The sequence below is a fragment of the Seohaeicola sp. 4SK31 genome (assembly GCF_028802875.1).
Taxonomy (GTDB): Bacteria; Pseudomonadota; Alphaproteobacteria; order Rhodobacterales; family Rhodobacteraceae; genus Seohaeicola.
Window position 1 is genome coordinate 48,116 of the sequence record NZ_JARAMP010000003.1, and the last position, 22,073, is coordinate 70,188.

The 22,073-nt window shown below is 65.8% G+C and carries 26 protein-coding genes; 16 read left to right on the forward strand and 10 right to left on the reverse strand.

The window, feature by feature from the left end:
• Positions 1 to 32: 32 nt before the first annotated feature.
• The 7 genes from PVW27_RS03350 (at position 33) to PVW27_RS03380 (ending at position 4,597) form a co-directional block, all read left to right on the forward strand.
• On the forward strand, positions 33 to 1,040 hold the full coding sequence (locus tag PVW27_RS03350) for an ABC transporter substrate-binding protein (RefSeq protein ID WP_274555129.1): 1,008 nt from the start codon (positions 33 to 35) through the stop codon (positions 1,038 to 1,040).
• A 79-nt stretch (positions 1,041 to 1,119) separates the two neighbouring features.
• Positions 1,120 to 1,908 (forward strand): ABC transporter ATP-binding protein, encoded by a 789-nt coding sequence (locus PVW27_RS03355; protein ID WP_274555130.1) that lies wholly within the window; start codon positions 1,120 to 1,122, stop codon positions 1,906 to 1,908.
• Positions 1,908 to 2,672 (forward strand): ABC transporter permease, encoded by a 765-nt coding sequence (locus PVW27_RS03360; protein WP_274555131.1) that lies wholly within the window; start codon positions 1,908 to 1,910, stop codon positions 2,670 to 2,672. Before PVW27_RS03355 ends, PVW27_RS03360 begins: the two co-directional genes overlap by 1 nt.
• Before the next feature lie 125 nt (positions 2,673 to 2,797).
• Positions 2,798 to 3,463: a CDP-diacylglycerol--glycerol-3-phosphate 3-phosphatidyltransferase gene (gene pgsA, locus PVW27_RS03365; protein ID WP_274555132.1), complete on the forward strand. Its 666-nt coding sequence runs from the start codon at positions 2,798 to 2,800 to the stop codon at positions 3,461 to 3,463.
• Positions 3,460 to 3,708, forward strand: a complete 249-nt coding sequence (gene moaD / locus PVW27_RS03370; protein WP_274555133.1) for a molybdopterin converting factor subunit 1 — start codon at positions 3,460 to 3,462, stop codon at positions 3,706 to 3,708. The genes pgsA and moaD overlap by 4 nt, the downstream gene beginning before the upstream one ends.
• 11 nt (positions 3,709 to 3,719) lie before the next feature.
• Positions 3,720 to 4,163, forward strand: a complete 444-nt coding sequence (locus tag PVW27_RS03375) for a molybdenum cofactor biosynthesis protein MoaE (protein ID WP_274555134.1) — start codon at positions 3,720 to 3,722, stop codon at positions 4,161 to 4,163.
• 137 nt (positions 4,164 to 4,300) lie between these two features.
• Entirely contained in the window at positions 4,301 to 4,597 is a 297-nt protein-coding gene (locus PVW27_RS03380) for an SCP2 sterol-binding domain-containing protein (protein WP_274555135.1), read from the forward strand.
• Between the two features lie 58 nt (positions 4,598 to 4,655).
• Here PVW27_RS03380 and PVW27_RS03385 read toward each other — a convergent pair whose 3' ends face one another.
• The gene (locus PVW27_RS03385; RefSeq protein ID WP_274555136.1) at positions 4,656 to 5,396 is read right to left on the reverse strand and encodes an anti-sigma factor family protein; all 741 of its coding nucleotides are present in this window, start codon (positions 5,394 to 5,396) and stop codon (positions 4,656 to 4,658) included.
• Positions 5,393 to 5,932, reverse strand: a complete 540-nt coding sequence (locus PVW27_RS03390) for an RNA polymerase sigma factor (RefSeq protein ID WP_274555137.1) — start codon at positions 5,930 to 5,932, stop codon at positions 5,393 to 5,395. The genes PVW27_RS03385 and PVW27_RS03390 overlap by 4 nt, the downstream gene beginning before the upstream one ends.
• A 296-nt stretch (positions 5,933 to 6,228) precedes the next feature.
• Here PVW27_RS03390 and PVW27_RS03395 point away from each other — a divergent pair, with 296 nt between their 5' ends.
• The 3 genes from PVW27_RS03395 (at position 6,229) to PVW27_RS03405 (ending at position 9,381) form a co-directional block, all read left to right on the forward strand.
• Positions 6,229 to 7,605, forward strand: coding sequence for a S8 family serine peptidase (locus tag PVW27_RS03395; protein WP_274555138.1), 1,377 nt, complete (start codon positions 6,229 to 6,231; stop codon positions 7,603 to 7,605).
• Between the two features lie 71 nt (positions 7,606 to 7,676).
• Positions 7,677 to 8,111, forward strand: a complete 435-nt coding sequence (locus PVW27_RS03400) for a hypothetical protein (protein WP_274555139.1) — start codon at positions 7,677 to 7,679, stop codon at positions 8,109 to 8,111.
• A 1-nt stretch (position 8,112) separates the two neighbouring features.
• Complete coding sequence (locus tag PVW27_RS03405) at positions 8,113 to 9,381, forward strand: PqqD family protein (protein WP_274555140.1); 1,269 nt, start codon at positions 8,113 to 8,115, stop codon at positions 9,379 to 9,381.
• An 18-nt stretch (positions 9,382 to 9,399) separates the two neighbouring features.
• Here PVW27_RS03405 and PVW27_RS03410 read toward each other — a convergent pair whose 3' ends face one another.
• The 3 genes from PVW27_RS03410 to ubiA all read right to left on the reverse strand — a co-directional run bounded on the left by PVW27_RS03410 (position 9,400) and on the right by ubiA (position 12,729).
• Positions 9,400 to 9,726: a hypothetical protein gene (locus tag PVW27_RS03410; protein WP_274555141.1), complete on the reverse strand. Its 327-nt coding sequence runs from the start codon at positions 9,724 to 9,726 to the stop codon at positions 9,400 to 9,402.
• Positions 9,723 to 11,684, reverse strand: coding sequence for an OmpA family protein (locus PVW27_RS03415; RefSeq protein WP_274555142.1), 1,962 nt, complete (start codon positions 11,682 to 11,684; stop codon positions 9,723 to 9,725). Before PVW27_RS03415 ends, PVW27_RS03410 begins: the two co-directional genes overlap by 4 nt.
• 61 nt (positions 11,685 to 11,745) lie before the next feature.
• Positions 11,746 to 12,729: a 4-hydroxybenzoate octaprenyltransferase gene (ubiA, locus tag PVW27_RS03420; RefSeq protein ID WP_274555143.1), complete on the reverse strand. Its 984-nt coding sequence runs from the start codon at positions 12,727 to 12,729 to the stop codon at positions 11,746 to 11,748.
• Positions 12,730 to 12,741: 12 nt separating this feature from the next.
• Between ubiA and PVW27_RS03425 the strand changes: the two genes are divergently transcribed.
• Genes PVW27_RS03425 through PVW27_RS03435 form a run of 3 tightly spaced genes read left to right on the forward strand, consistent with a single transcriptional unit; the run spans position 12,742 to position 15,456 of the window.
• Positions 12,742 to 13,509, forward strand: coding sequence for a 16S rRNA (uracil(1498)-N(3))-methyltransferase (locus PVW27_RS03425; protein WP_274555144.1), 768 nt, complete (start codon positions 12,742 to 12,744; stop codon positions 13,507 to 13,509).
• On the forward strand, positions 13,506 to 14,033 hold the full coding sequence (locus PVW27_RS03430) for a hypothetical protein (RefSeq protein WP_274555145.1): 528 nt from the start codon (positions 13,506 to 13,508) through the stop codon (positions 14,031 to 14,033). The genes PVW27_RS03425 and PVW27_RS03430 overlap by 4 nt, the downstream gene beginning before the upstream one ends.
• Positions 14,034 to 14,085: 52 nt before the next feature.
• Entirely contained in the window at positions 14,086 to 15,456 is a 1,371-nt protein-coding gene (locus PVW27_RS03435; RefSeq protein WP_274555146.1) for a glutamate--cysteine ligase, read from the forward strand.
• Positions 15,457 to 15,561: 105 nt separating this feature from the next.
• Here PVW27_RS03435 and plsY read toward each other — a convergent pair whose 3' ends face one another.
• From plsY to PVW27_RS03460, 5 genes are all read right to left on the reverse strand, one after another.
• Positions 15,562 to 16,167 (reverse strand): glycerol-3-phosphate 1-O-acyltransferase PlsY, encoded by a 606-nt coding sequence (plsY, locus tag PVW27_RS03440; protein WP_274555147.1) that lies wholly within the window; start codon positions 16,165 to 16,167, stop codon positions 15,562 to 15,564.
• A complete protein-coding gene (locus PVW27_RS03445) occupies positions 16,167 to 17,447 on the reverse strand; it encodes a dihydroorotase (RefSeq protein WP_274555148.1) in 1,281 nt (426 codons plus the stop codon). The genes plsY and PVW27_RS03445 overlap by 1 nt, the downstream gene beginning before the upstream one ends.
• A gap of 440 nt (positions 17,448 to 17,887) precedes the next feature.
• Positions 17,888 to 18,319: a hypothetical protein gene (locus tag PVW27_RS03450; RefSeq protein ID WP_274555149.1), complete on the reverse strand. Its 432-nt coding sequence runs from the start codon at positions 18,317 to 18,319 to the stop codon at positions 17,888 to 17,890.
• A gap of 20 nt (positions 18,320 to 18,339) precedes the next feature.
• Positions 18,340 to 18,921: a hypothetical protein gene (locus PVW27_RS03455; protein WP_274555150.1), complete on the reverse strand. Its 582-nt coding sequence runs from the start codon at positions 18,919 to 18,921 to the stop codon at positions 18,340 to 18,342.
• The gene (locus PVW27_RS03460; protein ID WP_274555151.1) at positions 18,918 to 19,880 is read right to left on the reverse strand and encodes an aspartate carbamoyltransferase catalytic subunit; all 963 of its coding nucleotides are present in this window, start codon (positions 19,878 to 19,880) and stop codon (positions 18,918 to 18,920) included. Before PVW27_RS03460 ends, PVW27_RS03455 begins: the two co-directional genes overlap by 4 nt.
• 105 nt (positions 19,881 to 19,985) lie before the next feature.
• Between PVW27_RS03460 and PVW27_RS03465 the strand changes: the two genes are divergently transcribed.
• Genes PVW27_RS03465 through moaB form a run of 3 tightly spaced genes read left to right on the forward strand, consistent with a single transcriptional unit; the run spans position 19,986 to position 21,967 of the window.
• A complete protein-coding gene (locus PVW27_RS03465) occupies positions 19,986 to 20,789 on the forward strand; it encodes a uracil-DNA glycosylase (RefSeq protein WP_274555152.1) in 804 nt (267 codons plus the stop codon).
• The gene (locus PVW27_RS03470; RefSeq protein ID WP_274555426.1) at positions 20,789 to 21,421 is read left to right on the forward strand and encodes a LysE family translocator; all 633 of its coding nucleotides are present in this window, start codon (positions 20,789 to 20,791) and stop codon (positions 21,419 to 21,421) included. Before PVW27_RS03465 ends, PVW27_RS03470 begins: the two co-directional genes overlap by 1 nt.
• Positions 21,422 to 21,424: 3 nt before the next feature.
• Positions 21,425 to 21,967 carry a molybdenum cofactor biosynthesis protein B gene (gene moaB, locus PVW27_RS03475; RefSeq protein WP_274555153.1) on the forward strand — a complete coding sequence of 181 codons (543 nt, stop codon included), beginning with the start codon at positions 21,425 to 21,427 and terminating at the stop codon, positions 21,965 to 21,967.
• Positions 21,968 to 22,073 lie beyond the last annotated feature (106 nt).

Below are 22,073 nucleotides of genomic sequence, written 5' to 3' on the forward strand. Positions count from 1 at the left end.
AACTGGCGCAAGTATCCAACCGGGAGTGACCAATGATCCGTACAACTTTTACCGCCCTCGCGGCAGCCATGACCCTTGCCACATCGCTGGCCGCGCAGACCGAGATGCCCTTTGCGCTCGACTGGAAATTCGAAGGCCCCGCTGCGCCCTATTTCGTCGCCGTGGACAAGGGCTATTTCGAGGCCGAGGGCCTGTCCGTCGAAGTGTCCGAAGGGGCAGGTTCGCTTGACGCCATCCCGAAAGTCGCCACTGGCGCCTTTCCCGTCGGCTTTGCCGATATCAACAGCCTGATGAAATTCCTGGACCAGAACCCCGGTGCCCCCGTGATCGCCGCGATGATGGTCTATGACAAGCCGCCCTTCGCGGTTGTGGGGCGCAAATCGCTGGGCATCAACGCGCCTGCCGATCTGGCGGGCAAGGTTCTGGGCGCACCGCCGCCCGACGGTGCCTGGGCGCAGTTCCCGATCTTCGCCGCCGAAAACGGCCTCGACATGGCGTCGATCACCGTGGAACCCGTCGGCTTCCCCGTGCGCGAGCCGATGCTGGCCGAGGGCAAGGTGGCATCCGTGACCGGGTTCTCCTTCTCGTCCACGCTGAACCTGATCCGTCTGGGCGTGCCCGAGGATGACATCACCATTCTTCTGATGGCCGATCATGGCGTGGCGCTCTATGGCAACGCAGTGATCGTGAACACCGATTTCGCCGCCGCCAACCCCGAGGCCGTGACAGGTTTCCTGCGGGCTATCGCCAAGGGCTGGAAAGACGCTATCGCCGATCCCGACATGGCGATCGAGGCGCTGATCAAGCGTAACCCCGCCGCTGATGCCGCGCTTGAAACGCGCCGCCTGCAGATGTCGGTGGATGCCAATGTCCTGACCGACTGGGTCAAGGCCAATGGCATGGGCAATATCGACCCCGCGCGGATGGAAACGGCGATCGAGCAGACGAAATCGGTCTATGATTTCGTGAACGCACCCGATGCCTCGCTCTATTTCACCGCCGATTACCTGCCCACCGACGGCAGCCTGATGCTGGAGTGATCGGCACCAACCAGATCATGGCGCTTCCCTGACGGGAGGCGCCTTTTCCATGTGACGCGTTTCGGGGTTTCTCCAGCACATGACCAATCTCATCGAGATCAAGGGCGTGACCCACGCCTATCGCACCAAGGCCGGGCCTCTGCCGGTGCTGGACAACCTCAATGTTTCTGTGCCGGAGGGCGAGTTCTGCGCCGTGGTTGGCCCGTCCGGATGTGGTAAATCCACCCTCACGCGGCTGGTAGCCGGGCTGATGAAACCCGATCAGGGCGAGGTCTGGCTGCATGGCGAACGCGTGACCTCCCCGCGCAAGACCGTGGGCATGGCCTTTCAGAACCCCGTGCTGCTGGAATGGCGCACCATTCTGGACAACGTGATCCTGCCGCTGGAAATCGTCGCCCCCCGCATGCCGCAGCGCGATCGCGAAGCCCGCGCCATGCATCTGCTTGAGATGGTCGGGCTGAAGGGTTTCGAGGGCAAGCGACCGTCCGAACTGTCGGGCGGGATGCGGCAGCGCGCCTCGCTCTGCCGGTCCATCGTGCACAAGCCTGATGTGCTGATCATGGATGAACCTTTCGGCGCGCTGGATGCCTTCACGCGTGAGGATCTGTGGCAGACGATGCGCGACCTGCGCGCGGCGGAACCCTTCACCTGCGTGCTGATCACCCATGACCTGCGCGAATCCGTGTTTCTGGGCGATCAGGTGATCGTGCTTTCGGGCCGTCCCGCACGCACCCAGCATGTGTTGCGCGTGGACCTGCCCGCCGACCGCACCATCGACAGCCTCTATACGCCCGAGGCTGCCGAGATGCTGCATCTGCTGCGCGACCAGATCCGTATCGCGCAGGGCCGTGACGGAGACGTGCACTGATGGAAACCTTGCAGAAAATCGCTGTTCCGACCCTCGCCATTCTGGCCTTTCTGGGGGTCTGGGAGTTCATCGTCTGGGTGAATGGGTGGCCCAATTACAAGATGGCCTCGCCCTCCGACCTGCCACCGGCCTTTGCCCGCTACAGCCATCTGTTCCTTGAAATGGGCTGGCAGACCCTCTGGCGCACCGTCGCCGGCTTGGGTCTGGCGGTGCTCTTCGGCACGTTGCTGGGAATGGCGATGGGCTTTTCGCGGATCGCCCGCGATGCGCTCTATCCGCTGCTGGTCGGGTTTAACGCCATCCCCAAGGCGACGCTGGTGCCCGTGATTGCGCTGATCTTCATCGGCCAGCACGATTTCAACACCGTGCTCATGGCCTTCCTGATCTCGTTCTTTCCCATCGCCGTGTCGGTGGGAATCGGCCTGTCCACGCTCGAGCCCGAATACCGCGACATCCTGCGCAGCTTGGGGGCCTCGCGCGTCACCATCTTTCGCAAGATCGCCCTGCCCAAGACCCTGCCCGAATTCTTCGGCGCACTGAAAGTCTCGGTCACGCTGGCCTTCATCGGCACCAATCTGGTCGAGATCGTCTCACCCCACGGCCGCGGTCTGGGCGCGTTGTTCAAATCCGGCGAGACGAACGGCGACTACCCGCTCATGTTTGCGGTGCTCATCGCGCTCGCCGTTCTGGGTATCGTCCTTTATTACGCTGTTGTCGCACTGGAGCGGATCTTTGCAGGCTGGGCGGAACGGCCGCAAAGCTAGGGCAGGGGGGCGCGCGAGCCGCCCCCTTCATCGTTCTGCAAATACTCAACTTCACGGTCGCAACTCGCCGCCGTCCCTTGTGTTATCGCCTTTCCAGAGTCTGAAAGACCCGTTAGGAATGGGCCATGAGATGGACCTTGCCGAATATCCTGACCGCAGGACGGTTGTTGGCCGCCCCCGGCGTGGCCGTGATGTTCCTCTATTTCACACGACCCTATGCCGATTGGTTCGCGTTGATCCTGTTCGTCTCGGCGGCGATCACCGACTGGTTCGACGGCTATCTGGCGCGTGAATGGAAGCAAGAGACGAAGATGGGCGCGATGCTGGACCCGATTGCCGACAAGGCGATGGTGGTGATCGCGCTGATGGTGATCGTGGGGTATTCCTCGATGTCGCCATGGCTGGTGCTGCCCGCCACCGTGATCCTCTTCCGCGAGGTCTTTGTGTCCGGTCTGCGCGAATTTCTGGGCGATGTCGCGGGCACGCTGAAGGTCACGAAACTGGCCAAATGGAAAACAACCGCGCAGATGGTGGCGATTGCCGTGCTCTTCGCTCAGGGCGTGTTCGAGCATTACTTCGGCATGATCATCTACGGGATGGACGAAGCCATGGTCATGGCCATCATCGAAGGGCGTCAGCCCGATCTGCAAGGTCTGGGCTGGAAGTTGCAGGGGATGGTCTGGTCCGGCAATATCGGGCTGGCTTTGTTGTGGATCGCGGCTGCGCTGACCCTGATCACGGGGATCGACTATTTCCGCAAGGCTCAGCCGCTGCTGAGGGATGACAGATGATTGATGTCCTTTACTTCGCATGGGTGCGCGAACGCATCGGAGTCCCGCGTGAACAGGTATCGACCGATGCCGCCACTGTGGCGGAACTGGTGGAAGAGTTGCGCGCGCGCGAGGAACGCTATGCGCTGGCCTTTTCCGATCTCAAGGCGCTGCGCGTCGCGGTCGATCAGGATCTCACCGATTTCGATGCGCCTTTGAAAGGCGCACGCGAAGTGGCCTTCTTTCCGCCCATGACCGGCGGCTGACAGGGGGCGCGATGCGGATCATCGTGCAAGAACAGCCTTTCGATCTGGGGGCCGAGGCCAATGCCTTCGCCGCCAGCCGCACCGATATGGGGGCTGTCGTAACCTTTACCGGCGTGGTGCGCGACGATCCGTTCCGTCCCTTGCGGCAGATGACGATCGAACATTACCCCGGCATGACGGAACGCGCGGTCGAGAAGATCGCGACCGAGGCGCAGGCGCGCTGGTCGCTGGGCGATGTGCTGGTGATCCATCGTTTCGGGCCGATGCGCCCCGGCGAGCAGATCATGATGGTCGCCACCGCAGCGCGGCACCGCAAGGACGCCTTCGAGGCGGCGGAATATCTGATGGATTACCTCAAGTCCCGCGCGCCCTTCTGGAAGAAGGAGTTGGCCGCCGATGGCGAAAGCTGGGTCGCCGCAAAGGACGAGGACGAGGACGCGTTGACCCGCTGGTAGGCATCCGCCCGCAGATTTTGCCCGTCGCCGCATCATCCCTCTGGCCTGACGCAAGGTCGTGCTTGGCAAGGGCGGCGGGTTCCGGTTGATCCTCAGGTGACCCCTCCCGCCACGCTTTTCCGAAGAGGAACCTCGTCATGTCCGCGATTCTGGATGAATTCATCGCCTTCCTTGGTCCCCGTGTCACCGGGCATCTTCAGGGCAGCGCCAAACTGGTGATCACCGGCGAAGGTGTGGTCTTGCTGGACGCGAACGGAGCCCATCCCGGCACCGAGGCGGACGAGGCCGATGTGACCCTTGCGGCGTCCGAGCAGGTGTTCCGCAATATCCTTTCGGGCGATCAGAACCCTGCGACCGCCTATATGACCGGCAAGCTCAAGGTGGATGGCAGCCTGCAACGGGCACTCAAGGTCAGCGCGATCCTGACAGAGTAACCCCGCGCGTCCCGAACGGTGGCGGGAGTGTGTTGACACAGCTCTTGCCGAGGCGGGATCAGCGCGACAGCGCCTGTGCCTCCGCCTCGGGCGTCATGGCCGCCCCGGCACCGATGCCGTCCAGAAATTCGTCGATCACGCCGACGGCCATGTCCGATGCGGGCAGGAACATGCCCGCGCCGCCTTCGGTTACCGAAAGCGCCGTGCGCCATGCGGAATCCTCGGCCTGACAGACCACCGCACGATCCGCGTGACCATCGGCCCCGTCCACTACGATCAACCGGCACAAGCCCAGATCGGTCGCGAAACTGCCCAGCGCCCGCGCCATGCTGCCATCGGCCAGCGTGACGCTGCCGCCCGTCGGTGTCCCGGCCAGTGCGGCTGCGGCTGTTCCCAGCCCGACAGGGGCGGGGGCAAGGCTGCGCCCTGTCAGGAAGCCTCCCACGCCCACCGCCAGCGCAAGCGAAGCCGCCAGCGCCATCGGCCAGACCATCGACCGTGCGGCCGCCCGGTCTTTGCGCCGCAACGGTGTCACAGGCGCCGCCTGCGCCGCCTGTGTCGGGGCCAGTCCCGTGGGTGCCGTCAGCACCGTCGAGATCAGGGCATCCGGCACGGGTCCGGGGTCCATCGCCTGTCGCAGCGCCTCGGCGGTATCGGTGAACAACGCATAGCGAGCCGCCAGATCGGGATTGGCCTTGATCCGCGCCATCAGCTTGCTTGCGTCGGGTCCGGTCAGTTCGCCATCGGCAAGGGCCATCAGCATCTCATCGCTCACATTCATGTCGGTTTCATGGGTCATGGGGTCAATCCCTGTATCTGTCCGATCGCCGGAGCCTCGGTGCGGGTCGTTCCGGCCAAGGCTTCGGCCAGCGCCAGCCTGCCCCGCGACAGGCGGCTCATGACCGTGCCTTCGGGGATGCCCAGCGCCTCGGCCACCTCGCGGTAGCGCAGGCCCTCGACGCAGACCAGTATCAGCACGGTCCGCTGCTCTTCCGGCAGCGCCTGCATCGCCCGGCGGACCTGCGCCAGATAGATCCGGTTCTCGGTCACATCGCGCCCGTCCTCTCCGACCAGCGGCGTGACGGTTTCCACGTCGTCCAGTGTCACCGTGGGGCGGCGGGCGCGGTGCCCGTCGATCCAGGTGTTGCGCATGATGCGGAACATCCAGCTGTCCAGCCGGGTGCCCGGCGCATAGCTGTCGATGTGGCGCAGCGCCTTTTCCACGGTCTGCTGCACAAGGTCATCCGCCTGATCCTGAACGCCCGTCAGGCTGCGGCCAAAGGCCCGCAGACGGGGCAGCAACCGGATCATCTCGTTGCGGATCACATCAGACACGGGTGAAGCACTTTCTTCTGGTGGGCCGGCCGGTCAGATCCGGCTCTGGACAAACAACGCAAGGCACCGGAACATTATTCCCGGTGTCATGTGAGATAGTCGCATTTTTTCAGGATCTACGGAATTTATCCGGGTTGGCCGCGTTTTCGTCATGCGAAGCCCTGCGAAGATCCGCCCGTTTCTGCCGAACATGGCCGGGTCGTGCCGCAAAGGCCCGTGTTCGAAACCAAGATAGGGGACTTTGGCCACGATCTGGCTATATCCCGCTGCACCCGCGCCCGAAAAGGAGACACGCCTTGTCCAGCAAACCAACCGAACCCAAAGGCCCCGATCTGGCGCGCCGTGCCCTGCTGCGGCGGATCGGTCTGGCCGGCACGATGGCCTATACCGCACCCGCGCTGACGGCCTTGGGGATGGCGCGCGCCTCGGGCGGCGGCAGCGGTGGCGGTGGCAGCGGCGGCGCAAGCGGAGGTGCCAGCGGCGGCTCGGGTCCCGGTGAGAGTGGTGAGGGGGGCAATCCGTTCCAGCGCGCCTCCCGCCAGCGCGCTCCGGTCCAGCAGGCGCCGCGCCGTCGCGCCCCGCCTCCTCCGCCCGAGATCGTGCTGACCCTTCCCTCCAACCAGAGTCTTGCGGCTGCGGAAGCTGTCGGCTACCGCGTGCTGGGATCACGGCAAAATGCGTCGCTGGATCGCACACTGGTCCGTTTGGGTCTGCCGGCAGGACGCAGCCCCGATCAGGCGCGCGCCGAACTGGCCGGGCTGTTGCCTCAGGCGACGGCGGATGTGAACCACCTTTATGTGCCGGATGACTTTCTGTGCCGCGATGGAGACTGCGCCGCGCATCAGATGATCGGCTGGTCCGGCTGGCCCAGTGCCTTTGCGCCGAAAATCGGGATGATCGACACCGGAATCAATGTCGATCACGAGGCGCTGGCCGGGCAGAAGCTGACGGTCTACCAGACCGATCTGGGGGATCGCGACGCGGCGGGCCGCCAGCATGGCACCGCCATCGCCGCGATGCTGCTGGGACGGCTGGACAGCCGTGTGCCGGGGCTGCTGCCCTATGCCGAGTTGATCGCGGTCGAGGCGTTCCATCGCGGTGGCAGTGGCGATCAGGCGGATGCCTTTTCTTTGGCCAATGCCATCGACCTGCTGCTGGACCAAGGGGTCAGCGTCATCAATCTCAGCTTCTCGGGGCCCGAGAATGCCGTGCTGCGCCAGATCACCGAAGAGGCCGTGGCGCGGTCTGTGGCCCTTGTGGCCGCTGCGGGCAATGGTGGCGCCGGGGCACCGCCGGTCTATCCGGCGGCATGGCCACATGTGCTGGCCGTGACGGCGGTGGACAGTCAGAAGCGCATTTACAGGCAGGCCAATCAAGGCCCCTATATCAGCCTTGCCGCCCCCGGTGTCGGCGTGTGGACGGCGGCCTCCATCTCGGGGGGGCGTCTGAAATCGGGCACCTCCTTTGCCGTTCCCTTCGTCACCGCAGCCTTGGCGGTGCAACGACTGCGGGAACCGGACACCCCGCTGGATCTGAGTATCGGCCAGATGGTCGATTGCGCGCAGGATCTGGGCGAGGCGGGCTATGACCCGGTGTTCGGCAATGGGCTGGTTTCCGCTCCGGGCTACTGCAAAGGCGAGGCGAGCGAGATTTTTTCGGTAAGCGGGGAATAGGAACCAGAGGACATCGTTCTTCTGACATAGCCGCTCATTGATGCGGTGAGATGAGAGAAAAGGATAACAACATGTCAGAACAGAACTCCAAGACGGCTGTGTCGCGTCGCGCTCTGCTGGCGCGTCTGGGACTTGCGACGGGTGTCCTCTACGTCGCGCCGGTCATGATGCATCTGGGGGCGGCCCACGCCTCGGGCGGCGGCTCCGGCGGTGGTGCAGGCGGCTCCGGCGGTGGTGCAGGCGGCTCCGGCGGTGGTGCAGGCGGCTCCGGCGGTGGTGCAGGCGGCTCCGGTGGCGGGGCAGGCGGATCGGGCGGCGGCTCGGGTCCGGGCGGTTCGGGCGGGTCTGGTCCGGGCGGCTCGGGCGCGTCGGGTGCCTCGGGTGCCTCTGGCGCCTCGGGCCCCTCCGGACCGTCGGGCTCATCCAGCTCTTCCGGTTCGTCCAGTTCGTCTGGGCGGTCTGGTCCCAGTGGATCCTCCGGTCCTTCGGGCGCGGGACGGCGATGACATGACGGCCTGCGATAACCCGCAGGTCAACACCGGGGCGCGCCTTGGGCGCGCCCCTCGTCCTGTTGTGCAACTTCTCCGCTATCCCGGCCTTGACGGCACCATCGTTTTGGAAAACGCCGACGAGGTGCTGTCGGCCCTGAATGCGCTGATGACAGGCTGGACACCCGAGATTGTGACGACGGGTCTTCAGAACGATGCCCCCGATCTGCCGCATCATGTCTCCCGGATCCGCGCCCAGAACGCGCGCTATGACCTGCATTCCCCGTGGCTGGACAAGCCGCTGCGCGGGTTGATGGCGGCGAGCGCGGCCTGTGGTGTGGTTGCCGACATCTCGCAGGCGTTCTGCAACCAGTATCGTGGCTGCCTCGGTCTGCATTGCGGGGCTGTGCGGATCAACGGGCATCTGGTGGTTCTGACCGGTCCCGCGCGGGCGGGCAAAAGCACCCTGATCTCGCGCCTGACGGCGGAACCGGACATGACCGTATTCTGCGACGATATCCTGCCCGTGATGGAGGATGGTCTGGCTTTCGGTCTGGGTCTGGCCCCGCGACTGCGCCTGCCTCTTCCCGCCGGGGTAAGCGCGGCCTTCCGCGCCCATGTCGATACCTATATGGGGCCAGCCGATCGCCGCTATGGCTATCTCTGCGGTCCGAATGTCGCGCCCCACGGCACACGCGCGCCCGTCAGTGCCTTCATCGTGCTGGCACGCGGCCCAGACGCGCCCGCGCAACTGCACCGGATGGAACCGACCGAGGCGGTGCAGCATCTCGTGCGCCAGAACATCTCGGCCCCCGGCGAAGGGACGGAACATTTCGATCAGGTCACGCGGATGGCCGAAAGCCTGCTTTGCCTCAAGATGGTCTACAGCGATCTGGAAGATGCGGTTGATCTGCTGCGCCGGGCCTTTGGCGCGGATGTCCTGCCTGCGCCCGGGGTAACGGTGGCCTCAGCCCTGCCCGCCGAGATCGAGGCGGTGGTGCATCCGCCCGCCAGCCTGACACAAGCCTACCGCCGCAGCCCGCAAGTGGCCGTGCGCGCCGTGCAGGACGATCTGTTTCTGTGGCACGCGACCGAATACAGCTATTTCCACCTCAACAGGGTGGCTCGCGCGATCTGGACGCTGCTGGAAGACCCGATCACCGGCACCGAGATCGCCGCTACGCTGTCAGAGGTGTTTCCTGATGCCGCCCCCGCGCGGATCGCGGCTGATGTCGCCGCCCTGCTGGGGGCGTTCGAGACGGAATTCCTGATCCAGCCGGATGGCTGAACGCAAGCTGACCACGCCTCAGCGCTGGTTCATCTTCTCGATATAGGCGCGCATTTCCTCGGCCTCGTGACGGGCTTCGCGCAGCCCCTCCATCGTGGCCGACAATTCGGCCTCGGTCTGGGTCAACTGGTTGCTCAGTTCGGCCTCGCGCTGCTGCATGTAGGTGATCGCCTGATCGCGGGTCTCTTCAGCCTCGTGCAACTCCTGCGCCATCTTTTCCAGCTCGCCGATATCGGCTTTGGAGACACGGGTGAAACGGTGGATGAGCCAGTTCGCAAACCAGCCAAGGCTGAAGGCGACAAACAGGATGACCGCCGTCGCGATGATGAATTCGGTTCTGTTCACTCGTCGGTCTCTTCCTGTCCGTCATCCGGGGCGGTCGCGTCGCCGCTGCCCCCATCGGAGGCCGCCTCACCTTCCTGCGAGGTTTGCGCGTCTTCTGCAACCCCTTCCTCGGCCGTGCCGCCGTCTTCGGCGGCGGTTCCGGCATCGGGCGTGTTCGTCAAAAGCCGGAATTCGATCCGCCGATTGGCCTCGCGCCCCTCTTCCGTGCCGTTGTCGGCAATGGGCTGGTCGACACCATAGCCGACCGCCGTGATGGACGATGTCAGCACCCGCCGTGTGCGCAATTCGTTCAGAACCGCCAGCGCGCGGGCCTCGGACAGGCGCTGGTTCATCTCGACCCGGCCCTGGCTGTCGGTATGGCCGCTGATCTCCAGCGGCAGCTCTCCGCATTCCTTGAGGATGTCGGCAATGTCGCTGATGATTCCGCCCGCCGCAGCATCCGGCGTATCCGAACCCGGTTCGAAATTGATCTTGCGCGTAGACAGGATGGCGTTGATCCGGCGAATGCATTCCTCGGGCGAGGGCAGGGCCGCGACGGGGTCCAGCTCTTCGTTATAGGTGACGTTGATGGTGAAATCAGCAGTCTCGCCCAGCTTTTCGGCCAGAAGCGCCGCGATCTGCGCGCTGGCGCGGTCATTACCCGTGGTCCCGGTCACCGAGAAGGTCTCGGGCGTGACGGTCGCCGATCCCGTGGACAGGCGCGACAGGGCCTCCAGCCCCGCCAGAACCCGCACGGTCCAGTCCTCGGTCAAGGTCTCGTCGCTGCGCACCGCCGAGATCACCGCTTCCGAGCCGAAACGCGCCTTGGCATAGTTTTCCATGATGCTGCGGTTGGTCTCGTCGCCGATCCGGCCGCGCAACTGCACCTTGCCTTCGGGTGTCAGGGCGGCGCTGAACGTCACCTGTCCCTGTCCTTCGGCAATTTCCGGTGCGGGCAGCACGGCGGTCAGCGCAAAGACGTCAGGCAGACGGCTTTCCAGCTCGCCCACCACCCGGTCGAACAGGGCCTGTTCGGTGCCTTCCGCAGCCAGCAGGGTGATATCGGCATCGGTAAAGGTGACCGACCCGCCCCCGATTTCGGCCAGCGCTGCGATGGCCTGTTCCGCCGCACGCGCCCAGTTGGGCGAAGGCACGCCTAGCCCGATGGTGCAGGTGCCCTTGCCCTCCATTCCGGCGGCGCGGGCGGCGGCAAGGATTCGGTCCTGCGCCTCTTGGGTATCGGCCGAACAGGCATCGAATCGACCGACGCCCTCGCTGATCAGAAAGCGCAGGTTGAACGGCGTGATCACCGGACGCGGCGATGAGATATCCAGCGACAATCGCACCCCTGTCGGCACGCGGCGTGCGAGATCCACTTCAAGCTTGCGCCGCTCCTCCGCACTGTCGGTCATGGCCGTGATCGAGATGCGATCCGCCGAAATGGACACTTTCGAGCGGGGCATCGATTCCAGTGCGCGGATGCCGAAATTCAGCGCGCGATCCCATTGGTCGGGCATCGGATAATCGGCGGTCTCCAGCAGGTCGGTCACCGTGCCTCCCGCCGCGATCGGTGCCAGCCGTGCCAGCAAGGCCTCACGATCCGTGGCGGCCGGAACAAGTCCGATCAGGGAAATCCCGCTTTCGTTCCGCAGGATCTCGACCGAGAATCGCGGCGGCTGGACGCTACCGCTGTCCTTGATATCCATCCCGTCGATCACGCGGGCCGCATCGACCACGCCGCCCGCCGTGGACAGGGCCTTGAACCGCAGCGCCTCGGTCGGGGCGGTGCCTGTCAGCAGAACCTGAAGCCCGTTTGCCTGTACTTCAGCCCATGACAGGTCGTTTTCATCCAGCGCCAGTCGCACGCCATATTCGGAATTGTCCTCGATCGCTCTGACGGCGAATCCGGCGGCGACAAGGCAAACGCCTGCCGCGGCGAAAAAGGTCAGTGTCACGATGGCGATGGCGGAAAGGCGCATGAAACCTCTGCAGGCAGTGGCCGGATGGGTCTGTCTTAGGGTGCGACGGGGGCAGGTGCAATCACACCAACGCCGCACCGGCGAAAAACAGCAGGGGCAAAAGCCCCGCATCCCGGTTCGCGCGGAACAGGCGCAGAAGGCCTGGCATGTCCTCGGGATCGAATCGCGCCATCTGCCAGCGCATATGTGCCAGCATGGCCAGAGGCCCACCCAACGCGATGACAGTGGGCAATATATCCGCTCCCACCGCACGTGTGGCCGCCAGAACGGCGACACTCATCAGCAGGGTCGTGGCATACATGAACCCGGTCAGCCACTGCGGACTGTCCTCCCCGAACAGCCGCGCCGTGGATTTGACGCCGATCAGCGCGTCATCCTCGGTGTCCTGATGGGCGTAGATCGTGTCATAGAACAGCGTCCAGGCAATCCCCGCGACATAGAGGATCACCGCAGGCCAGCCCAGACTGCCCGTATGCGCGGTCCAGGCCAGCAGCGCGCCCCAGTTGAAGGCCAGCCCCAGAAAGACCTGCGGCCACCATGTGAAGCGCTTGGCGAAAGGATAGATGGCCACGGGGATCAAGGCGATGATCCCCAGCGCGATGGCCGCCGTATTGAAGGTCAGCAGAATCAGAAACGCGATCAGCGCCTGCACCACCATCCAGCCCGCCGCCTGTCGCGCCGTCACCTGTCCCGATGGAATGGGCCGCGACCGGGTCCGCGCCACTGCGCCGTCAAAATCCCGATCCGTGATGTCATTCCACGTACACCCCGCCCCCCGCATCAGGAACGCGCCCAGCGCGCAGCCGACAAAGATCCACAGATCGAACGGCCGCGCCTGCCCGTCATGCAGCATCGCCAGCGTCAGCCCCCACCAGCAGGGCAGCAGTAGAAGCCATGTCCCGATAGGGCGATCCGCCCGGCTCAGGCGCAGATAGGGCCGTGTCGCAGGCGGGGCCAGCCGGTCGACCCAGTTGCCACGCACCGCATCGGCAACCTGACCTGATGGAGATGTGTTGTCCTCTGGCATCTCATCCTGCGCGGTCATATTGTCTGCCTCATGACTGATGCGAAAATCCGGCTCTTTGTAGACCAACCGCTGGGTGCGGGGCAAACCGTTCCTCTGGACCGGGATCAGGCCCATTACCTCTTCGGGGTGATGCGGCTGTCCGAGGGGGCAGGGGTGCTCTTGTTCAACGGGCGCGACGGCGAATGGCTGGCCCGCGTGACCGAGGCGGCCAAGCGCGGCGGCCTGCTGGCCTGCGAGGCGCAGACGCGCCCTCTCCGGATGCCCCCCGACCTATGGCTGCTTTTTGCGCCGATCAAGAAGGCCCGCACCGATTTCATCGTGGAAAAAGCCGCCGAAATGGGGGCGGCGCGCATCATCCCTGTGCAGACCGACTTCACCAATGCCGAACGCATCCGGCAGGACCGGCTGCAAGCCCATGCCGTTGAGGCGGCCGAGCAATGCGGCGGCACTTTCGTGCCAGAAGTGGCCGGTCTGATCCGGCTGGACCGGCTTTTGGCCGACTGGCCCGAGGGGCGGCAACTGATGTTCTGTGACGAAGGCTTCGCCGATGGCGGCACGGCGACAGTGGCGGCCCCGACATTGCCAGCCCGCAATCCCGCCGCTCCGGCGCAACCCTGGGCGATCCTGATCGGCCCCGAAGGCGGCTTTTCCCCCGCTGAACGCAAACGCCTGCACGGGCTGCCCTTCGCCCATCCCGTCAGCCTCGGCCCGCGCATCCTGCGCGCCGATACGGCCGCCGTCGCCGCGCTGACCCTCTGGCAGGCAACCTTGGGTGACTGGACCCGGCCCACCGCATGAGCTTCATTCGCCCCGAAGTCGCAACCCTCCTGCACCGCTGGCGCGGCGTGCTTCTCGGCGCCGCCGTCGCGCTTCTGGGCCTGTGGTGGGTCACCAGCAGCACGGGGCTTCTGGGCTGGATCGGCTGGCCGGTTCTGGCCGCCGGGCTGGCCTTGGCGTTTACCGGCTTGCAGCGCCTGCGCTTTGTCACCGGGCGTGGCGGGCCGGGTGTGGTCTCCATCACCGAAGGGCAGGTCGCCTATTTCGGCCCCCTCACCGGCGGCGTGGTGGCCCTGTCCGAACTGGACCGGCTTGAGATCGACCATAGCGGCCAGCCCGCGCATTGGCGGCTGCACCAGCCCGGACAACCGATGCTGGCCATCCCCCTCACCGCCGAGAATGCCGAGGCGCTTTTCGATATCTTCGCCGCCCTTCCGGGCCTCAGCACGGAAAGGCTTCTGTCCCAGATGCGGCCGCAGGGGGCGCACATCGCCGTGATCTGGCATCGCGACGCACCGCCTGCGCGATTGACACTGCCGCGTTGACGCGGCACTCCTGCCCACTGAACACACGCGCAAAGAACTCGGAGAGCCCAGCATGTCCATCCCTCAATCCGGCGGCGGGCCGATCGAGCACCCTTCCCAACTGGTCGAGTACCTGGCGTCGGGCTGCAAACCCAAAGAGGATTGGCGCATCGGGACCGAGCACGAGAAGTTCGGTTATTGCAAGGATACGCTGCAACCCATCCCCTATGACGGCCCCCGCTCGGTGCTGGCGGTCCTCACAGGCCTGCGCGACACCCATGGCTGGGCCCCTGTCGAAGAAGGCGGCAAGCTGATCGGTCTGGTCAAGGATGGCGCGAATGTCAGTCTTGAACCGGGCGGACAACTGGAACTGTCCGGTGCCGCCGTCCAGACAATCCACGAAACCTGCGACGAGGTGAACCAGCACCTGCGCGAGGTCAAGGACGTGGCCGACAAGGTCGGTGTCGGCTTCATCGGTCTGGGGGCAGCCCCGATCTGGACCCATGACCAGATGCCCTTGATGCCCAAGGGCCGCTACCGCCTGATGGACAGCTACATGCAAAGCGTCGGCACCAGCGGCCAGACGATGATGCGCCGCACCTGCACGGTGCAGGTGAACCTCGATTTCGCCTCCGAGGCGGATATGGTCCGGAAACTGCGCGTCGCCTTGGCGCTGCAACCAGTGGCCACGGCGCTGTTCGCCAATTCGCCTTTCTTCGAGGGCAAGCCCAACGGTCACAAAAGCTGGCGCGCCCGCGTATGGCGCCATCTTGACCCGGCCCGCACGGGCATGCTGCCCTTCGTGTTCGAGGACGGGATGGGGTTCGAGCGCTATGCCGAATACGCGCTCGATGTGCCGATGTATTTCGTCTACCGCGACGGCCAGTATATCAACGCGCTGGGCATGTCCTTCCGCGACTTCATGGCGGGCAAATTGCCGGCGCTTCCGGGTGAGACACCGACGCTCAGCGATTGGGCCGACCATCTGACCACCGCCTTCCCCGAAGCGCGGATCAAGAAATACATGGAAATGCGCGGTGCCGATGGTGGCCCGTGGCGCAGGCTCTGCGCGCTGCCTGCCTTCTGGGTCGGGCTGATGTATGATCAATCCTCGCTCGATGCCGCTTGGGACATCGTCAAGGGCTGGGATGCCGACACCCGCGAAGGGCTGCGTGTCGCGGCCAGCGTCGATGGGCTTCAGGCCCGTGTGGGCGACATCCACATGCATGATCTGGCCCGCGATGTTCTGGCCCTGTCCGAAGCGGGTCTCAAGGCCCGCGCCCGCGCCGGTGCGGGTGGTCTCGTGCCCGACGAGACGCATTTCCTGAACGCGCTCAAGGATAGCATCGAGACGGGAAAGACCCCCGCCGACGAGCTGCTCGACAAGTATCACGGCGATTGGAACGGCGATCTCAGCCGCATCTATGCCGAATACAGCTACTGACGGATCTGCCTTCCGATACGCGTCTTCTTGCCTCAAATATCCTCGGGGGGAACGCCGAACGACGTTCGGCGTGGGGGGCAGACAGCCCCCCTTGACCCTTGCCTGTTATTTCTGCCCGATCTTGGGCTCGGTGCCTGCGCGCAGCCGCGCGATATTGGCGCGGTGACGCCAGAAGATCAGCAGGGTCAGAACCACACCCAGAAGCAGGGCCTGCCCATGGCCCAGCATCACCAGCCACATGGTCGATACCGCGGCGGCCGCCAGTGCTGCCAGTGATGAGATACGGCTTGCCGCCGCCGCCACCAGCCATGTCAGGCAAACGGCCAGACCCGCGGGCCAGGCCAGTGCCAGGATCACTCCGATGAACGTGGCCACGCCCTTGCCGCCCTGAAAGCGCAGCCAGACCGGATAGCAATGGCCGATCATGGCCGCCAGCGCGGCCAGTTGCGCCGCATCCTCGCCCGCCATCGCCCTCGCCAGCAGCACCGCCACCGCGCCCTTGGCCCCGTCCAGCAGCAGCGTCAGGGCGGCGGCTGTCTTGCTGCCCGTGCGCAGCACATTGGTCGCGCCGATATTGCCCGATCCGATCTCGCGCAGGTTGCCCAGACCCATGGTCCGCGTGAGCACCATACCAAAGGGGACTGACCCCAGCAGATAGCCGATCACGGCCCAGAGGATCAGCAGTGTTGCGGGTGTCTCGATCAGCGGCATCACAGGTCTCCGAATACGCAAGTGCCATTGACGAAGGTTCCGCGCACCTTGCCTTGCAGGCGCGCCCCGTCAAACGGTGTGTTCTTGGATTTCGACCGCAGGCTGAACCGGTCCAGCACGAAGGGCGCGTCGGGATCGAACAGCACCAAGTCGGCCGGTGCGCCCACAGCCAGCCGCCCCTGCGGCAGGCCCAGACGGTTCGCCGGGTTCAGGGCCAGCGCGCGGACCAGTTGTGGCAGGGTCAGCTCGCCCGCATGGTGCAGGCGGAGTGCGGCGGGCAGCAGCGTCTCCAGCCCCACGGCACCTGCGGCGGCTTCCTCGAAGGGCAGGCGCTTGCTTTCCTCGTCCTGCGGGGTGTGCATGGAGCTGATGATGTCGATGACCCCATCCCGCAGCGCCTCGACCACGGCCAGCCGGTCATCCTCGGCGCGCAGGGGGGGCTTGACCTTGAAGAAGGTGCGGTAGTCGGCCACGTCCATGTCGTTCAGCGTCAGGTGGTGGATCGAGGTGCCGGCCGTGATGTCCAGCCCGTTGCGCTTGGCCCGCATCAAGGCGGGCAGGGCGCGGGCGGTGGTGATCTGGTCGGCGTGATAGCGCGCGCCGGTCATTTCCAGCAGGGCGATGTCGCGGTCCAGTCCCATCCGCTCGGCCATGGGCGAGACGGCGGGCAATCCGCGCAAGGACGCGAACTTGCCGCTGGTTGCCGCCGCCCCGTCCGACAGGCCGGGGTCCTGCGGATGGCCGATCACCAGCGCGCCGAGGCTGCGGGCATAGGTCAGCGCGCGGGACAGGACCTTGGTGTTGCGCACCACATGGTCACAATCGCTGAAGGCGACGGCGCCGGCGTCCAGCAGGAATCCGATCTCGGTCATCTCGCGCCCCTCGCGGCCCTTGGTCAGCGCGGCCATGGGCAGGACGCGGACGGGGGCGGCCTCGTTGGCGCGGCGGGTCACGAATTCCAGCGTCTCGGGACTGTCGATGGCGGGGGTGGTGTCGGGGCGGGTCACGATGGTGGTGACGCCCCCGGCCGCCGCTGCAAGACCGGCGGAGCGGAAGCTTTCCTTGTGCCGTTCCCCCGGTTCGCAGACCTTGACCCCGATATCGACGATGCCCGGCGCGAGGCAGGCGCCGCGGGCGTCGATGGTGCGGGCATCCTTGGGCACGGCGACCTCGGCCCCCATGGCGGCGATCCGGCCATCCTTGATGAGGAGCGATCCCGGCGAGACGGTCCCGGCCTCGGGGTCGATGAGGCGGGCGTTGTGGATGAGTATCGTGGTCATGCGGCCCCCGGTCACTGGCGTCCGGGTCGTCTTACCCTGCACCGCCCCTTGGGTCCAGCAGGATCACAGGGCCGCATCCCGGACCTGTCCCACCGTGGGACAAAAATCGGGTTGAATGATTTCAATGCGTTGGAGGCTCTTGTTAGGGAAATTTTAACGATTTGAGGGATTTTGTAGGGCGCGGATCGTTGACGTGGCTGACGGGCAGGTGACTTGAACCGAGGCGCAAAGACCGGGCGAAGGACAACCCGCGCCGCACCCGCTGCGGCGCGGCGTTCGCCGGTTCAGGCGTAGGGTGCGTGCTTGCACGCACCCCTCTCACCCCTTGCCGCGAGCGAATTGGTGCGTGCAAGCACGCACCCTACGGCTCATTTGCCGCGTGCGAATTGGTGCGTGCTAGCACGCACCCTACGGCTGTCGGTGTGGGGCGGATGTTGCCGCTATGGTGTCATGTCGCCACCCATGGCCCGTTCGATCCGGGTGCGGGTGGCGGCGGCGTCGGCCTGGTATTTGATCAGGTGTTTGTCGCCGCCATGGGTCACGATCTGCACCGCCGAGCCGAGTGTGTTCAGCGCCTTGATCTGCGACAGGGGCACGGCGCGGCCACCGGGGCCGAGGAGGCGGCGGTTGGTCAGGTCCCAGCGGGCGGCGAGTTCGTCGGAGGCGATGTAGAGGGCGCGGACGGCGACAGCGGCCAGACCACCGACGGCCCCGGTCCAGACATGCGGGTTGCCCATCGCCCAGAGGATCGCCATGCCGATGCCCATCGCCGCGGCGGCCATCCATGCGTGATCGCGCCAATAGGTGGGGCGGTCGGGGGTAAAGCTGTGCTGCACGGCCTCTTCCGCCTCCAGCGTCACGGTGGGGGTCATGGAGGGGATCATCGACCCTGTCATTCGCCGGCGCCCAGAACGGCAACCAGCGCGATGGCCAGCAGCATCAGGATCAGTGCGCTGAGGGCGGCGAGGCGCAGGAGGCGGGCGCGGGCGACCTTGTCGGCGGGCGCGGGCTTGCCTGTCAGGGTGCCTTGGCCTGCCGTGCCGGGGAGCGGCTCGAACAGGACGGGTGCGGATTTTTCGCGGTAGGTGCCGATCAGGGTCAGGGCAGGGGGGATATCAAGCGTGACAGGGTCGCCGCCAAAGGCGCGGGACAGCACGATCAGGACGTAGCCTTCGAGTGCGGCAAGGCGGGGGCGGTCGGCGGCGATCTCGGCCTCGTCCAGACCCAGCCCCTCGGTCAGGTAGCCGGTCAGGCCCAGCCCGGTGAGGTCGCGGATGGCGAAAAGCTCGGTATGTCTTGTGTCGAGGGCGGGCCAGTCCAGCAGGGTGGCGGCGGCGGGGACCTGGGGCAGTTCGCCCGGTGGGGCGGGGGGCGCGTCGCGCAGCATGTCGGTCACCTGCGCCTCGGGCAGGTTGACGGCGAAGAGGCGGACCGTGCGGTGCTCCTCTGCCGGGATGGTGAGGCGGGCGGTCACACCATGACCCCTTGTGCGCCGGGTTGGCGGGCGGCGCGCAGGTTGCGGGCCAGCAGGTCCATCGCGGCCATGCGGACGGCGACGCCCATTTCCACCTGTTCCTGAATGACCGAGCGGTTGATGTCATCGGCCAGCGTGCCGTCGATTTCCACGCCGCGGTTCATCGGGCCGGGGTGCATGACGATGGCGTCGGGTTTGGCATGGGCCAGCTTTTCCGCATCCAGCCCGAAGCGGTGGTAGTATTCACGTTCCGACGGGATGAAGCCGCCGTCCATGCGTTCCTTTTGCAGGCGCAGCATCATCACAACGTCCACGTCCTGCAGGCCCGCGCGCATGTCGTCAAAGACCTCGACCCCGAATTCGCCGATCCCGGCGGGCATCAGGGTGGGCGGGCCGATCAGGCGGATGCGGTTTTCCATCTTGCCCAGCAGGAGGATGTTGGAGCGCGCGACCCGGCTGTGGGCGATGTCGCCGCAGATCGCGATATTCAGGCGGTGCAGGCGGCCCTTGGCGCGGCGGATGGTCAGCGCGTCCAGAAGCGCCTGCGTCGGGTGTTCGTGGCGACCGTCGCCTGCGTTCAGCACGGCGCAGTTGACCTTTTGCGCCAGCAGGTCCACCGCGCCGGAATGGGGGTGGCGCACGACCAGAAGGTCGGGATGCATGGCGTTCAGGGTCATGGCCGTGTCGATCAGGGTTTCGCCCTTCTTGATCGAGGAGGCCTGCATCGACATGTTCATCACATCCGCGCCGAGGCGTTTGCCTGCCAGTTCGAAACTGGCCTGCGTGCGGGTCGATGCCTCGAAGAACATGTTGATCTGGGTAAGGCCGGCGAGCACGTCGCCGTGTTTCACGTCGCGGCGGTTCAGGGCGACATATTGGTCGGCCAGATCGAGAAGCGTCGTGATCTCATGCGGGGCCAGCGGTTCGATCCCCAGCAGATGTCTTTGGGTGAAAGTCATGCGGGCCTCCTTTGGGGTGCTGATTGCTTATAGGAAGGTGCCGGGGCTGGGGCAAGGATGCGGCGCGCGCTTTCGCATGGGATTGCGGCAGGGTAGGGTGACGGCATGGAATCGGGTCTGGATCATCGCAGCGCGCGGGCGCTTCTGGAATGGCACATGGCGCTGGGTGCGGATGAGTGCATTCAGGACAGCCCGATTGATCGCTATGCGTTGCCGGATACGGCCCCCGTTGTGGCGCGCAAGGCGGTGGCTCCGGTTGTGGCCGAACCGCAGCGGCCGCAGATCGTGCCGATGGCGCAGGTGGATACCGTGGCCGAGGCGGAGCGGGCGGCGGCGGGGGCCACTGATCTGGCCGGGTTGCGCGCGGCGCTGGAGGGCTTTGAGCATTGCGACCTGAAGCGCGGGGCACGGAACCTTGTCTTTGCGGATGGCATGGCCGGGGCGCGTGTGATGGTCGTGGGTGAGGCGCCGGGGCGGGACGAGGATCTGGAGGGGCGGCCCTTCGTGGGGCAGGCGGGGCAGTTGCTGGACCGGATGCTGGCGGCGATCGGTCTGGCGCGGGAGGCAACGGACCGGGAGGCGGCGGTCTACATCACCAATGTCCTGCCGTGGCGTCCGCCGCAGAACCGCGACCCGGATGCCGGTGAGATCGCGATGATGCGCCCCTTTCTGGAGCGGCATATTGCCTTGGCGCGTCCCGATGTGCTGATCCTGATGGGCAATCATGCCTGCGATGCGCTGTTGCAGCGCAAGGGGATCTTGCGGCTGCGCGGGCAATGGGCCGAGGCGGTGGGCCTGCCCGCCATGCCGATGACGCATCCGGCCTATCTGCTGCGCAACCCGGCGGCCAAGCGCGAGGCCTGGGCTGATCTGCTGGCGGTGCAGGCGCGGTTGCGGGAGGGGGCATGATCGTCGATCCGTGGGTCTTGCTGGCGTTTCTGCCGGCGGCGCTGGCGCTGAACCTGACACCGGGGGCGGATATGATGTTCTGCCTTGGGCAGGGATTGCGGGCGGGATCGCGGCCCGCGATTGCGGCCAGCGGGGGCATTGCGCTGGGCGTGTTTGTCCATGCGGGACTGGCGGGGATCGGCCTGAGCGCGCTGATCGCGGCGATGCCGGGGGCGCTGGACGTGATCCGCTGGGTGGGCGTGGCCTATCTGCTGGTGCTGGCGGTGCAGGCGCTTCGCGCCGCGCCGCTTGGCGCGGCCGAGGCGCGGTTGGTGCGTCCGCGCGCGGCGTGGCGCGCCTTTGGTCAGGGCTTGGTGGTGAACCTGACCAATCCCAAGGTCATACTGTTCGTGCTGGCCTTCGTGCCGCAATTCGTGGACCCCGCCCGCGGGGCCGTGCTGGGGCAGTTCCTGATCTATGGTGCGGTCATGTCGCTGGGCGGGTTCATCATCAACGGCGCGGTGGGTGTCTTTGCCGCGGGGGCGGCGGGGCGGCTGGCCGGGCATTCCCGCTTTGCCCGCGTTCTGGGCTGGATCAGCGCGGGGATATTCACGGGCCTCGCCCTCAGGCTGGCCTTGATGCAGAAAGGATGAGCCATGTCCCGGATTGACGAAAGCAAGGAGTTTCTGCCGGTCAGGATCGCGGTTCTGACCGTGTCGGATACGCGGGGTCTGGCCGAGGATCGGTCGGGCGACACGCTGGTGCAGCGGTTGACGGATGCGGGGCATATTCTGGCGGAGCGCGCAATTATCCGCGATGAACGCGCGGAGATTGCGCAACAATTGCGCGACTGGATCGCTGATCCTGCAATAGATGTGATCATTTCCACGGGTGGCACGGGCCTGACCGGGCGCGATGTGACGGTTGAGGCGCATCGCGATGTCTATGAAAAAGAGATCGACGCCTTCGGCACCGTCTTCACCATCGTGTCGATGCAGAAGATCGGCACGAGCGCCGTGCAGAGCCGCGCCACGGCGGGTGTGGCGGGGGGCACCTACCTGTTCGCCCTGCCCGGCAGCCCCGGTGCCTGCCGCGATGCGTGGGACGAGATTCTGGCCTATCAACTGGACTACCGGCACCGGCCCTGCAATTTTGTCGAAATTTTTCCGCGTCTTGATGAGCATCACCGACGGAAGTAGCGGCGGCGCGCGTATCATGGCCGTAACGGCCTTGTGGCTTGGCAAAACCTGCCGGGCCACTAGGCTCTGATGCCGGGGCCATCCCTGCCTATCAAGGATTGAATGA